This window comes from Acinetobacter sp. NRRL B-65365, from assembly GCF_001605865.1.
In the GTDB taxonomy this organism is placed as follows: Bacteria; Pseudomonadota; Gammaproteobacteria; order Pseudomonadales; family Moraxellaceae; genus Acinetobacter; species Acinetobacter vivianii.
The window spans coordinates 72,850-85,424 of the sequence record NZ_LRPD01000037.1; the positions used below are offsets into that span (position 1 = coordinate 72,850).

Below are 12,575 nucleotides of genomic sequence, written 5' to 3' on the forward strand. Positions count from 1 at the left end.
TCCTTAGATAATAAAAAACCCGCTTTCGCGGGTTCTTTTAAAACTATTAAATAAATTAAATTACTACTAAATCGGTAATACCACAGCTAGATGAAGCAGCTTGGCTATGGATAAAGCCCATATTAAATTGCTTAAACTTTTTAGTTTCACCTGCTTTAATAATTTCGAAAACTTCTCTTTTATTGCTATCGATTTTTGTTCCACTATTTGAAGTATGTTCGCATTCAACAGTAAAATCTTTTATGTCATGAATTCCATTATTTTTGACTGTCATATCAATCATCATAATGTTTCCGAACCCGTCTTTACTCCAACTAAAATCAAACTGAACATCATTAAGCGCTTGTTCTTTAGGTGATAATTGGACCTCACTTGATCCAGATGAAGTTCCACCGCTTTTATCACCTCCTCCAATAGCAGCAAAAATACCAAACACTACAATTACTAAAATAATCCATGTAAAAATAGAAGTTGGTTTTTTAACTTTTGCTCCACAATTTGGACAAGCCTTTGCTTGTGTACTAACCTGTACCCCACATTCCTTACAATTAATTAAAGCCATTTTAAAAACCTTTTATTAACTAGTCTTAAAAACTTAATAGATTACATATAAAGAAATAAAAAGGACAGTCATTTAACCGCCCTGTGGGAAATTCGCTAATACATCTAATACATCCTCTTCATCATCCTCTGAAGTTAGATATTTTTTTGGATTATCTTCAATTCCTGCAAATGCTTCTAAAATACGACAAAGTTTTTGAACACCAATATTTGTGGGAGGGTATTCTCGTTGATACGCATTTAGTGCTTTGAGCCTAATTAAATCGATCTCATCTCGGACATAATTATAGTCACGCCCTAATGTAAGCACTAAATGGGTATACAACTCCTCCCAATCTATTCCCCCGACTGACCCTCATGGTTTTGCTTATCTTGCAAGCCAGATACTGACATTACTGCACCCATCACCTCTTCTAATTGGTCCATATAGATGAGATCTGCAACATCATCACGGGTAATGTTGGGATAGTTTCGTTTAAGTGATTTATGCGCCACATCGATCACCAAACCAACATCAGAAGGCTGAAAGCTTTGCAAGGCAGGTAAAAGCTTTTCAATGGCACCCAAGGAAAGTGGTGCAAACATTAATGCCTTGCCATCAATGACAATCTCTTTTCCACGTGGGTTATCAACTTGTTTGAATTGCATCTGCTATTACTCCGACATGGTTGTTTTAAAGACGCGGCCTAAATCATCAGCCATTGGTTGAAATTCAAACTCAGGAATATCGTAATCATCCTGTTTTGAACTAAAGGCCAGTTTGTTGCTGACATTACGGAAAAACTCCATGCCCATAAACTTGCCTTTGTAGTCTCGTTGCAAGTTGACTGCAAATTCAGGTGTATATCCCATGGCAAGGTTAGAAACAGTGATTTGCTTTGCACCTGCCACGGTTGCCGAGTATTTAAAGCTAATAAATACCGTCTTACCTACGTCTTCAGTAGCAAAAGTATAAGCACCAGTTGCAGCATCTACACTGTATTGGCCAGTGGTTGGTGCAGTGGCTACCCGCTTCATTGGTACAGCTTTAGAATCTGTAACCCCCAGATCCTTTACATAGGTACCCGCATTCGGAACAACTGGTGTAACCAATCCACCTGCAGGAATAATTTCGCCGTTAATTGTTTGCGCAATGGTCTCAATCCCACCCTCAGCAATAATTCCTCCAAAGAAAATCGAGTTGAGCAATGCGCCATTAATACGACCAAAGCTGGCCTTGCACTTAATAGATCCTTTACCACGTGCAGCATCAACAGCAAACTGGCCACGGCCAAATAGTTCTTTTAAGTCATAACTGATGTCTACGGACACCGATTGCAGAACACCTACCTCAACAGGCGTAGGATTACTGATTGGCTGACCATAGACATCCTGAATAGGTGTGGCAAAGATCTTGCCAGCACCAAATAAATACTGAGCCATTATTTTGACCTCTCAAAAATGACGAAACCGCCAAACGGCGGTCATTGAATGATTTATGTTTAATTGGTTGTGAGGATCCGGATAGGGACAATCGCAATAGCCTGATCATCAAGCATATTTTCAACTGCTTCATATACTTCAATTGTCCCATCGATCCAACAATGCTCAACCATCCCACCTAAGGTCTGGTATTCACACATTTCTGGAAAGTCTGGTTTAATCGCTGCACGGATACAATCAACAAAGATATTTAATTGCGCTGATGGCGGCTTATCCTTATCCGCTTCATGGATATAAAGATAAACCTCTGCAGCAAGCTCTATCTTCGCGTTTAAGCCTTTTACTGGCCCTTCTTGCTGATTACCTTGAGTAATGAACATTGCTGGCCGTTCAGCGGGCAGGACATGGTTAAAATGACGTAAACGGCGACTGACCGTTATTAATCCCTCGACTTTAGTACTCAACCGATCAAACAGCGCTTGATATATTGCTTCACTATCCACCAGCTACACCTCTTTGAATTGCTGCATCAATATTTTTGGGCACGATACGGGCAATCATATCCAGCGAATCACGCATGAAACGCAACTCTCTGAATCGGACATTTCGTGAATGTGCTCTGACATTGACCTGAGTCGGTGAAATTGGACGGCCAAAAGCTTGCTTAATGGTCCTTAAATGGGCTTTCACCCCCATAGAACCATTTAAACCAAACTCATGGGCAAAAGCATAAGGGACCAATGCACCACCTGCCCCAACCGTTCCCTCGATCCAGTCCTTATCCTCTTCAACCTTGGATGAAACAGATCCACGTAAGCGGCCAGATTGAACTTTCAACCTTTGCCCACTCAGCATATCTTCCTGAATTGTTCGCTGCAGTCTTAAAGTAAGAGCGTTAATCGTGCGTCTTATTTCAAATCTGATGCGATCGTTCATATCGTCAAAATTGACCTGGACATCAACACGGGTATCGCTCATGACCTATTTACTCTTTTGCAGCTGCCGTGGACTTTTTGGTTTCAACCACATCAACATAGCGTTCAAAACCTAAAGGCTTTAAAAGATTGATGATGTCATCATCCGATTGAACTACGCCGTTTTTTACTTCCAGCATCTGGTCGGCAACAATCAAAGTGGTTGGCTTATAACCTGATGGCGCTTGATATTTAAAACGCATGTATTTTCTCCTAAACAACAAATGCACCAACACCCAAGCGGTTCGGGTTAGTGCCTTTATCATCAATTGGAATGGAATTTTTTAAGGCAAGGTAACGCTGACCATAAATGCTCTGATCAAAGAAAGTCTCTTTTTGCGATCGTGAATAACTCACACTCTGGCCAGCAATGGTCATGCTGGATGCGTTGGAGAACGCACTACCAGCCTTGCTATTTGTTTCAACTTTAAGGATATGTGCTGCATACAGACCTACAGCACGCTCCTTTAATGCACCAAATTCAAGCTGTGACACGACCAGCTCAGCTTCTTCAAGTGCATCCTGAATGACTGGATCTGGAAGATTAATTAAAGCCGTATCATTGGCAAACTTCTGGCGAAACGTTTGTACGTCCATAGCACACCTTATTCCTTGGCTTGAGCCAGCTTGGCTTCCAGCTGCTCAAGTGATTCATCATCACTGAATGCAACTCCAAGCTCTTTTAATTCAGCTTTGACCGCATCTAAGGCGGCTTTCAGCGCATCATCTGCAGCCTTGGCAGCGGCGTCATTTTGCTTGCCTTTGTCACCACCAGTGCAACGGCCACCCGTTTTACCAGATGATTTAGATTCGCTTGGATCTTCAATTTCCTGAACATCAATCTCACCCACCTCAATCAAGTGTTTTGCAAAATTATTTTTGGAGAGTTTCTTATGCGATTCTTCATCAATAAGCGTTGGAACACCTACAGGTAAAACAGCAACACCAGAAAAAACAAAAGCGGCTTGAGAGCCGCTATAGGTATATGAATATTTCATGTGGTTTTAATCCTTATGCATGGTCCAGATAACGAAGTGAATCAACGCGCTTCAACCAAACGCCCTGATATTTGTAGTGCCCTGGTACCTTAATATCCAGTCCAACCGGCTGAGCCGCCAAGAACGTTACGTCATTGCATTTCATTTGAATGCATGATGGATCACGGCGATAAATGATGGAACGGTCGGCACCAGCTGTACCCTTGCCATTAGAGCGGCCTAAACCACGGATGGTTAATGGCTTATTTTGGGTGGCAAAAATGTTATTTTCTTCAATGAACTTCAAGAAAGTTTTACCACCAGAATCAGGAACGATTCGGGTTGAAAGGTGCTTATATTGATTGGATGCCATTAAGTAAGTATCTGGCTGTACAGAAACATCACCATCGATCTGATCTTCAGCATCCGCAAGGCTTGAGTTAAAGTCACCTAAGATCTCTTCAATGGTTGCCGTAGCCCAGTCATGCTGAGCGGTTACAACCGTCACACCAGTTTGATTTAAGAAGCCCATGACACCAATATTTGCATTGCCATACCAGGCAATGTTACTTAGGTGACGTTCAGCGGCTAAACGGGCTGACTGAACCTTATCCGGTTCAAGTGCAATATTCATTTTCTGAGCAGTTTCTAGCTCAAGTACAGAATACCAGTAACTGATGGTACCTACCTTAATTGGTAGCGATACAGTGTCGTAATCGACTTCTGCTACGGGAATATCATTCCCAGTACCAGAATATTCTTTACCAATACCAACACCCTTTTTACGGGTTAAGACTTCACCACCACCGAACACACCGCTTACAGGTTTAACAGGGATGTACTTGGCGTAATCCATGACCTGCTGTAGCTGTGGGTCCATTTCGTTAAATTCTTCCAGTTTAACGAATAGTTGGGCTAATGCATCAATGTTAAATGCATCACCAATATTTGCTTGAACCATTTGAGCTACAGGCGTTAAACGTAGCTTCATTGCCGCCAATTTACTCATAGTTATTATGCCCCACGTAATCGAACAGCGGCTAAGCCCTGCTCATTTGAAATTGTTTCCCAAGATGCGTTCGGTAACTCGGTACCATCTGTTGCAGTTGGTGATAAAGAACCCAATGGCGCTGCAGTAGTGCCATTAGCCGTTTTGACATAAACCGTTGCGTTAATGTCTGTGACTGGTGCTGTGGTTTTCACCCAAATTGAACCAATCGTCATGACGGGTGCAACATCGGTTGCCTTATAGGCTTCTTTGCCTTCAGCTGTTTTGCCTGACTTACCTACGCCGTGGCGCAGAATAATGCCGAACTTGGTATTGGTTGCCCCCGTTACTGCAGTAACCGTTTTACCGTCTGCAGTACGTACTACAACATCACCATCATTTACCAAGACTGAACCAGATACGGGTAGGGATAAAATATCCTCAGGCCCAAAGAGGTGAAATTTCATGCCTGGTACGGCATCGTATTGCTTAACCATGATTTACATCCCCTTAGATTGTTTTGTATGCATCTTCTTTACTGTAGGTCTTTTCATCCCCACCGCCTGCAGGCTTACCATCACCAACTTTATTGTGTTGCTGGTTATTTAATGCATCACCCACTGAATTGGTTGGTACCGTCCCTTTTACTGCAGACAGCGCACGGAAAGCCGTATCGATCTGCTCAGGCTTGGCATCACCCACTGAAACAGATCCCAACAGCGCACCCACTAAAGCATCACCAGCTTTAGCGGCAATCACATCACGCTTGATCTGTTCACAACTACAACCTTCCGTTTTAATAGTTGGTACCAATGCTTTAGCATCAGCAATAACAGTTGCTCGTTCAGTTGCCGCTTGCTCTAGTTTCTCAGGTGTAATCTGATTGCGTTCCAGATCCCCCACTTTCTGCTCAAGTGTGGCTTTATCGGTATGGAGTTTATCTACAACAGCTTGAACGGCCGTTAATTCATCCCCAATCGAAAATTGCTGATCACCTACTTTCAATTTTGCAGCCTTCAGATTCTTCAGCTGCTCTTCTTGAATCTTTAATGCATCTGCCAAGGCTTTGTTATCGCCAATATCAAAACGCATACCGTTTACATTTACTTCCATTGTTGTTGCCCCTTTTGGAGTTTGGTTTTGGTCACCGATGCGGCAATCGCCTCCGCAACGGCCGTATTTCACCAGCGCCATGTGATCGCCGTTAAAATTGATAAACTTGGCTTGATACGGCGTACCATCTGGCGCCGTACCTTGCTCAAGAACTAAAATTGCTGCATAACCGAGTGACATCTCGATGCGCTCATTACTTTGGATAAGATCGATACTGATCTTGTCCTTGATGAGCAAATCCCCGACCAGATAATCACCCTCTTGGCGAACGTTCTCGCAGTAGCCAATGTGGTAATCCTTCCAGTTAGAAGCATTAATCTCATTCTTGGGTGGGTGGTAGTCAGTAACATCGACGCCATTGAAACTTTTAATAGTCTCAGGCTTAAACAGTTCCTCAGCTGGTGTATAGACATTAATGTTCTGATCGGGGGTAAACCCTTCCAGATTAGGAAACTCGTATGCGTAGTACTGCCGTACCTGAGGTGCTTTGGCCAAGCGCACATTCACGCATTTCAAATACCCTTCTTTGGTAAATGAACGAGAGGATTCACTTGGTGCAAAGTCACCAACTTTGAGTTGATAAATAATTTTCATAAATTGCGCCCATAAAAAAACCCACCAAAAGGTGGATTTAAAATAATTTCATATAAATTTTAAAAAAATCTGCTAACTCTGAAGTACTTCATACACTCTGATCTTAGAAGTATCTAAATCAATCTCTGATTTACCTCTAATGAAATGTGTAACATTTCTTTTTTCTAACCATGCTAAATATTTCATTTCTTCAAACTTGTACTTCAAATAAGAATGAGCACATCTTTTAAACATCATTTTGGCTTCATCAAACGACATTTTTTGCCCAGGATTGTTATCCAAAGCGTCAAACTTAAACCCGTGTCTAGAATCAATTTGAAGAAGATTGAAATTATTTGCAGGATTGGTAAATTTCTTTTTCTCTGCCTTACTATAAGAAGGCTTCCATCCTTTATCGTGATGTTCAGAAATTGTCTCTAATGTTTCCATAATTTTATAAAGAACAACCCAATCTAAAGGCATAGAAAAGTATTTTAAAATCAAATAAAGACCGTAATTTTTGCGTTTCTGTGCTAAATACATTGAGCTATTTACTAAATTTACTCTTGAATTGTATATATATTGCTTATATTCATGAGTTCTTAGTTTATCTTTTAACGAGTCTCCAATATCCTGATATAATCCAAAATAGTATTCAGATTCTTCAAAATATAATGTTTGTCTATTTTGATCAAAAACACTCAAAACCTTAATAAAATTTACATCATCTTTATTCACAATTGTATAAAAACCCCTTAAAAGGCTGATTAATTCAACACCTATATTTAAAGCTTCTTTTATATTATTTATATTTCTGCAATGTACAGACTGAAACCTGTGATCATCAGAAGGGCAGTCATGCATAGATTGTTCTGTGTAAATATAAATATCATTAATATCCCACCCTCCCATATTCCAACTAGAAAAGAACTGTCTTTCTGGTAAATAGAAAATATATTTCTGCTCACCATTTAATGGAGAAAATCTCACACACGCCCCTACATTTGTCAAAAAAATTATATTTAAATTCAAAAATATAATTTATTCAATCAAAATATCATCATAATTTGGCAACGCTGTACAACGGCATTTTATCTTTTGTCCAGGATGTCCACCTTTAGGCGGTTTATCCCATCGAAAGGTTTTGCCATGATGGCTTCGACATAGTGGACGTACACGGTCATCGTTGGAATCTTGCCAATCGTATGATTCAACACCCAATGAAAGTTGACGAACTTGGTTAATTTGACCATTAATCTTACCCATCTGATCTGCAGCAATTAAACGTGCACGATAATCTGTCGACTGGCCAAGCTTTGCAATCGCCTTTGCCAGTTCCTCATTAGTCTGACCTGTCTGTAATGCATTAAGTACCAGCGCCTCAACCTTGTCGGCGTATTGGCTTGGGATTGATTTGATTAAAGAAACGTTCGCTTCAATACTGGTATCAACAACATCCTGAATATCTGAGGCACGATAGAACGGCGTAAGATCCACCCCGATAATTGACTTGGTATGCTCCGCAATCTGCTTATCAACTTCCTTACGGGTATCGTTGACAACTTTCGTAGCTACGGGCCTTGAGACCTCTACAACGTATTTTGTCAGCTTTTCCCGAAACGCCGTCATCATGTCAGAAAACCAAGCATCACCAATATTCTGGCCAACAGTAGGGATAACTAGATCCTTGGTCTGTTCCTGGCAATATTGGGAAATGGCCAGTAATTGCCGCATGTAGTAAAACTCAATACGGCGATTCACCTTTACTGGTCTTGGCTTGGTTGCCTTTCGTCCCTTCTTACGCTTTTTGGCTTCCTGCAGGTGGGGTTTCAATATCTGGATTATCGTCGTCATCAACATTCACCATTAATTCAAGCTGTTTGATATGCTTCTCATCGATCACAGAGTAGACCTCATCAATAACCAGCTGCCGTGCAATCTGAGGCTCTGTTATAACGCCCATTTCCAAATATTTAGCATCTCGTTCCGCATTGGCCTTTTCTACCTCAGCCCGAACTTTGGCATCAAGCTGCCACAATGGATTAAACACAATGCCAAGACCAGGTATCTGACGGCCAAATGTTGCCTGACAGATCACTGCCAATAGTCGCAACATGAAGGGTTTAAGCGTCCATATTTGTTTGGTGGCTATGCTGTCGTAATAGTTGCGGGTGTCATGCTCACCCGTAGCATTCATGCCTGCAGGTGATTGGCCAAATAGAATCGTGTATGGCATTTCGGCAGCACCAGACGTTTGAATTGAGAACTCGCGCATCATGTCGGGTAGCCCAGCAAAGTTATAAGATTTAGAGTCGTATTCCTCTTCTTTATCTAAAACGATCATGCCATTCAGGCTCTTTAACAGACCGACACTAAGGAATCGCTCAGCTACTGCCTTCATATCCTCTTTGATCTTATCCACCAGTCCTGGCGTACTAATCACATCGATTTTAGATTCATGGACCAAACTGGCAGATGCCTTTTTAACTGATGCGTGGTCTAGCAACTCCTCATACACTTCCTGCAGTACGCTTTGTGGCTCTTCGTTCACTACATCGGCATGACTAAATTTAATAAGACGACTGTGATGGATCCGTTGTGTCGATTGTCCATCTAGCTTGAGCTTATAAAACTCAGGTTGCTTAATCAGCCCGCCAGTTTTACTCGGGGGTAAATACTTAGTGGTGTCTGCCTCAATGTACTTTTTCTTAAGTACGGTGAAAAACTCCAAACGGCCTATGCCTAATTTATTCAACTCAAATGGCTGGTCCAAATTACCACCATCAACCGTGCCTAGCAGTACATAAGCAACACCGTACAAGCGTGATAACACCAAACTAGACAATAAGACACCATCCAGATTAAAACGCTTACATGCTTCCTCAAGCTTAGCCAGGTCATTATCCTGAATACTTTCATAGAACCAGCCTGCCCGTAACATATCACTGGCTGGACGATTCACAATCCGTTTGGCTAACCAATGTTGGTAGACCGCTTCAAGTTGATCATCTGGAATAATCTTCTTTACGAAATGCCCATGTGATGCCTTGTCACGCTCAGTACCAATATTGGAGACAAAATTTGTATAAGCCCCTGCATCGCCAATAGCATCGGGCTTTTTATTCTCAGCCATAATTTTTCCTAATCAAATACAGTTGGCTTGCTTGCTAATGAATCATTAATCGCATCAATGGTCGGATCCCATTGGTCGTCATGGTCATGTGTCCAATCAGCGGTCAACCCTTCAATCTCTTCTATGTAATTCAAAAGCCATGGCGCACTTGCGGGCAACCAGACACGGCGATCTTCAACATAGAGAATGACATCCATTGTCCGTGAGAGCTTATCCTCGTCACGCTGGATCGCCCTGATAGGCAATGTCGTTTCTTTAACAATAGTCTGAATTAATCCAGTACCACTGGCTTTATCCTCAACTGCCATATACCGAAGCTTGCCTATTTTAGTATTGCTTTCCTTATGCTTATTAATAAAGGACTTGGCCTCTTTTAATAATTGTGGAGCTTCCCATTTGCCGCGCTTTACATCAAGGACGTAGAGATTGTTGTCATAACCAAGACCAGCACAAAGGAACACGGAAAAGTCATTATGTTTTTTAACCTTCTGTGCCGTATCTGCCCAGATCCCACGCCATTTAAGTACTGGTAATTCCACGTAACGTGGGAACCACTCAGCCTTAACAAGATCACCACCTAGCTTTTTAGGTTGCTGCATATACTGGCTAGCAAATGTATAGCGGGAAACAATAGCGCCGTCCTTGTCCTCACCGCCTTTTTCAAGCTGCAGTAATGATTGAAGTGATTCTTTTAGTGGCCAATAGCTTTGGCGACCATGTTCATCACGCTCTACATCTCTTGGCACCTTCTCTTGTATATGCTCAGGTAATTTGCTGATGTAATCGTCATCGATCAAAGCAGGAATACAGATCTGCTCCCAGTCTCCAGGCACATTACCAGTCATCACAAAATTAGTTGGATCTTCAACGTGCAAACGCTGCATGATCAAAATAATTGGTGTATCTGACTTGGCTTTACGTGAGTTGACCGTATTCAGTATCTTACGATTGGCTTTCTTACGTGCCGATTTACTAAATGCATCCTCAGGTTTTAACGGGTCATCCAGAATGATGGCGCCAGTAAAGCCATTGTCTGCCAGTGTACCTGCACGGCGGCCAGTGACCTGTCCACCCATTGATGCAGAATAGACATGCCCTGCATCGTACCCATCAACAGTTGTTTTCCAGCTCGATTTGGCGTCTGTACTGGATGAAATCTTAACTGGCCATAGGCTTTGAAAATCCACCGATTTGACAATGTTTCGCGCTGTAGCGGATACATCTTCAACCAGTGACTGTGAATAAGACAAATACAGAAAGCGGGAACGTGCGTTACGCGCTAAGCCACGGGCAATAAGATTGGTTAATAATTCGGTTTTACCTGAACCAGGTGGAACGTTAATAACAAGGTTTTTAACTTTTCCTGATATGACCTGATCAATCTTGTCAGCAATGTATTCATGATGCCAATTGACGGAAAACTTAAAACCCATACGGGGCAAGAAAAAACGCCGTGTAAAGAATAAATGTTCTTTCTCACAGCGCTCTTGCTCTAACTGCATTTCAAGGAAGCTAGTATTTACTTTCGAGTTCATCCATTGCCTGCCTTATCTGTTCAGGCGTTGCTACAACATGGGTAACATGCTCAGGGTTAAGAGGCCCACCACTTGCACCAGTCAATTCAGTTTTATTTGTAAATTGCCCACCCATCTCCTTTGCTGCCTGTTCAGCCCATTTAGGGGTTAATACTGGATTATCAGGAAACTTTTCAACGAGCTGTTGCAATAACTGTAAACGGTAGCGTTTATTAGCAATTGGAATTGCTTCAAGCTCTTCATTGGCTTTGCGCCGATATTCAAAGAATTTATCGCTCAATTCCTGACTTAGGTCTTGTCCCGTTCTTTTAGTGGGATCGTAGGCTTCACACTGCTGAGGGCTAACGTCAATATTGAAAATATCTTTAACTGATTTGGATGTTTGTGTAGGAGTTTCAAACTCAGCAAGCATCCTCACGATGAACAGCTTCACCTTTTTGGTAATACGTGCCATTTCAACTATTCCATCCAAGTACATCCAAGAAGAATGGCAAAAAATTTACACCACCCTCAATAAGCATGTTCCACAGGCATGATATATATCAGCCTTAGCCACAGTCGGCAGTTGATTTGCAGCATTCACCATTTCTTGTACTTCCTTATTTGCTCCATAACGGCGAACTACGCCCGTGAACTCTTCTACATCATGTCCTTGAATCGATAAATTCGGTTTGCCCGTCTCACGATTGTACGAAGGTGTACCATATTGATCTTTCTTATGGGTGATGTGATAAAGCTCATGTTCAAGCAATGCACAGAAATCAACATCGTTTGCATGTTGGGCATAAGTTGCATCAATTGTAATTAAGTAATCAGGCAAATCATTGAACCATTGATAAAACTGTTCTTCCTGCCGTTCTTTCTTCCATCCACTGGCATTAATCATGATCTTTTCAGTTTGGCCAACCACAAACCGACCTTGCTTCTTAAATCCACCTTTAGCCCACATCACGGCGATCTGCGGATAGTAGAACGCCCCCAAGTGGGCATGATCAGGGTTAAAAAGCTTATGTTCAGGATTGAGAAATATAGACTTGATCCATCTCCATAATTCAGGTGCTGGTGCAAAGTTTGGTGTGTCTTGTGCAAAGATCCAATCTGGTGGGTACGGCCTCTGTTGAATTACAAATCCGACTTCGATCATAAATTTCAACCTTATAAATTAATAATCTTAAAAGTAAGTCAAATTACTACAAACAGTTTGAGTTTTTAACGTTGGTTCTATACATGGGTTTTTAAAATAAATATATAGCTATTAAATTAAATCAACGAGCATTTCAATTAAAATAAATTTAAAGT

The 12,575-nt window shown here is 41.6% G+C and carries 18 protein-coding genes; all 18 read right to left on the reverse strand.

Going from position 1 to position 12,575, the window contains the following annotated elements; genetic code table 11:
* Positions 1-55: 55 nt before the first annotated feature.
* The 18 genes from AWW72_RS13795 to AWW72_RS13880 all read right to left on the reverse strand — a co-directional run bounded on the left by AWW72_RS13795 (position 56) and on the right by AWW72_RS13880 (position 12,420).
* The gene (locus tag AWW72_RS13795; RefSeq protein WP_005257524.1) at positions 56-562 is read right to left on the reverse strand and encodes a zinc ribbon domain-containing protein; all 507 of its coding nucleotides are present in this window, start codon (positions 560-562) and stop codon (positions 56-58) included.
* A 72-nt stretch (positions 563-634) separates the two neighbouring features.
* A complete protein-coding gene (locus tag AWW72_RS13800; protein ID WP_062847728.1) occupies positions 635-871 on the reverse strand; it encodes a hypothetical protein in 237 nt (78 codons plus the stop codon).
* Between the two features lie 26 nt (positions 872-897).
* A complete protein-coding gene (locus AWW72_RS13805) occupies positions 898-1,209 on the reverse strand; it encodes a hypothetical protein (protein WP_005257519.1) in 312 nt (103 codons plus the stop codon).
* 6 nt (positions 1,210-1,215) lie between these two features.
* Entirely contained in the window at positions 1,216-1,983 is a 768-nt protein-coding gene (locus AWW72_RS13810) for a hypothetical protein (RefSeq protein ID WP_062847712.1), read from the reverse strand.
* 59 nt (positions 1,984-2,042) lie between these two features.
* Positions 2,043-2,486, reverse strand: a complete 444-nt coding sequence (locus AWW72_RS13815; protein ID WP_062847713.1) for a hypothetical protein — start codon at positions 2,484-2,486, stop codon at positions 2,043-2,045.
* On the reverse strand, positions 2,479-2,961 hold the full coding sequence (locus AWW72_RS13820; protein WP_062847714.1) for a hypothetical protein: 483 nt from the start codon (positions 2,959-2,961) through the stop codon (positions 2,479-2,481). The genes AWW72_RS13815 and AWW72_RS13820 overlap by 8 nt, the downstream gene beginning before the upstream one ends.
* A 7-nt stretch (positions 2,962-2,968) precedes the next feature.
* Positions 2,969-3,160 carry a hypothetical protein gene (locus tag AWW72_RS13825; protein WP_005257512.1) on the reverse strand — a complete coding sequence of 64 codons (192 nt, stop codon included), beginning with the start codon at positions 3,158-3,160 and terminating at the stop codon, positions 2,969-2,971.
* A gap of 10 nt (positions 3,161-3,170) precedes the next feature.
* Positions 3,171-3,554, reverse strand: coding sequence for a DUF4054 domain-containing protein (locus AWW72_RS13830; protein ID WP_062847715.1), 384 nt, complete (start codon positions 3,552-3,554; stop codon positions 3,171-3,173).
* An 8-nt stretch (positions 3,555-3,562) separates the two neighbouring features.
* The gene (locus AWW72_RS13835) at positions 3,563-3,955 is read right to left on the reverse strand and encodes a hypothetical protein (protein ID WP_062847716.1); all 393 of its coding nucleotides are present in this window, start codon (positions 3,953-3,955) and stop codon (positions 3,563-3,565) included.
* A 13-nt stretch (positions 3,956-3,968) separates the two neighbouring features.
* Positions 3,969-4,943, reverse strand: a complete 975-nt coding sequence (locus AWW72_RS13840) for a DUF2184 domain-containing protein (protein ID WP_062847717.1) — start codon at positions 4,941-4,943, stop codon at positions 3,969-3,971.
* A 5-nt stretch (positions 4,944-4,948) separates the two neighbouring features.
* Positions 4,949-5,419: a structural cement protein Gp24 gene (locus tag AWW72_RS13845; protein ID WP_062847718.1), complete on the reverse strand. Its 471-nt coding sequence runs from the start codon at positions 5,417-5,419 to the stop codon at positions 4,949-4,951.
* Positions 5,420-5,432: 13 nt separating this feature from the next.
* Positions 5,433-6,629: a DUF2213 domain-containing protein gene (locus AWW72_RS13850; protein ID WP_062847719.1), complete on the reverse strand. Its 1,197-nt coding sequence runs from the start codon at positions 6,627-6,629 to the stop codon at positions 5,433-5,435.
* Positions 6,630-6,701: 72 nt separating this feature from the next.
* Complete coding sequence (locus AWW72_RS13855; protein ID WP_062847720.1) at positions 6,702-7,598, reverse strand: hypothetical protein; 897 nt, start codon at positions 7,596-7,598, stop codon at positions 6,702-6,704.
* Positions 7,599-7,649: 51 nt separating this feature from the next.
* Positions 7,650-8,462, reverse strand: coding sequence for a phage head morphogenesis protein (locus tag AWW72_RS13860; RefSeq protein ID WP_081410386.1), 813 nt, complete (start codon positions 8,460-8,462; stop codon positions 7,650-7,652).
* On the reverse strand, positions 8,407-9,741 hold the full coding sequence (locus AWW72_RS13865; RefSeq protein ID WP_062847722.1) for a DUF1073 domain-containing protein: 1,335 nt from the start codon (positions 9,739-9,741) through the stop codon (positions 8,407-8,409). Before AWW72_RS13865 ends, AWW72_RS13860 begins: the two co-directional genes overlap by 56 nt.
* Positions 9,742-9,749: 8 nt before the next feature.
* Positions 9,750-11,276, reverse strand: coding sequence for a phage terminase large subunit (terL, locus tag AWW72_RS13870; RefSeq protein WP_062847723.1), 1,527 nt, complete (start codon positions 11,274-11,276; stop codon positions 9,750-9,752).
* Complete coding sequence (locus AWW72_RS13875) at positions 11,254-11,730, reverse strand: DUF2280 domain-containing protein (RefSeq protein WP_062847729.1); 477 nt, start codon at positions 11,728-11,730, stop codon at positions 11,254-11,256. The genes terL and AWW72_RS13875 overlap by 23 nt, the downstream gene beginning before the upstream one ends.
* Before the next feature lie 45 nt (positions 11,731-11,775).
* Positions 11,776-12,420: a putative metallopeptidase gene (locus AWW72_RS13880; RefSeq protein WP_062847724.1), complete on the reverse strand. Its 645-nt coding sequence runs from the start codon at positions 12,418-12,420 to the stop codon at positions 11,776-11,778.
* Positions 12,421-12,575: the final 155 nt, after the last annotated feature.

Bases quoted from the DNA above. Each gene is read 5' to 3' on its own strand.
- AWW72_RS13805 (WP_005257519.1), bottom strand. From the start codon at position 1,209: ATGCAATTCAAACAAGTTGATAACCCACGTGGAAAAGAGATTGTCATT.
- AWW72_RS13860 (WP_081410386.1), bottom strand. From the start codon at position 8,462: ATGACGACGATAATCCAGATATTGAAACCCCACCTGCAGGAAGCCAAA.
- AWW72_RS13880 (WP_062847724.1), bottom strand. From the start codon at position 12,420: ATGATCGAAGTCGGATTTGTAATTCAACAGAGGCCGTACCCACCAGAT.
- AWW72_RS13810 (WP_062847712.1), bottom strand. From the start codon at position 1,983: ATGGCTCAGTATTTATTTGGTGCTGGCAAGATCTTTGCCACACCTATT.
- AWW72_RS13845 (WP_062847718.1), bottom strand. From the start codon at position 5,419: ATGGTTAAGCAATACGATGCCGTACCAGGCATGAAATTTCACCTCTTT.
- AWW72_RS13825 (WP_005257512.1), bottom strand. From the start codon at position 3,160: ATGCGTTTTAAATATCAAGCGCCATCAGGTTATAAGCCAACCACTTTG.
- AWW72_RS13850 (WP_062847719.1), bottom strand. From the start codon at position 6,629: ATGAAAATTATTTATCAACTCAAAGTTGGTGACTTTGCACCAAGTGAA.
- AWW72_RS13875 (WP_062847729.1), bottom strand. From the start codon at position 11,730: ATGGCACGTATTACCAAAAAGGTGAAGCTGTTCATCGTGAGGATGCTT.
- AWW72_RS13795 (WP_005257524.1), bottom strand. From the start codon at position 562: ATGGCTTTAATTAATTGTAAGGAATGTGGGGTACAGGTTAGTACACAA.
- AWW72_RS13820 (WP_062847714.1), bottom strand. From the start codon at position 2,961: ATGAGCGATACCCGTGTTGATGTCCAGGTCAATTTTGACGATATGAAC.
- AWW72_RS13830 (WP_062847715.1), bottom strand. From the start codon at position 3,554: ATGGACGTACAAACGTTTCGCCAGAAGTTTGCCAATGATACGGCTTTA.
- terL (WP_062847723.1), bottom strand. From the start codon at position 11,276: ATGAACTCGAAAGTAAATACTAGCTTCCTTGAAATGCAGTTAGAGCAA.
- AWW72_RS13835 (WP_062847716.1), bottom strand. From the start codon at position 3,955: ATGAAATATTCATATACCTATAGCGGCTCTCAAGCCGCTTTTGTTTTT.
- AWW72_RS13865 (WP_062847722.1), bottom strand. From the start codon at position 9,741: ATGGCTGAGAATAAAAAGCCCGATGCTATTGGCGATGCAGGGGCTTAT.
- AWW72_RS13840 (WP_062847717.1), bottom strand. From the start codon at position 4,943: ATGAGTAAATTGGCGGCAATGAAGCTACGTTTAACGCCTGTAGCTCAA.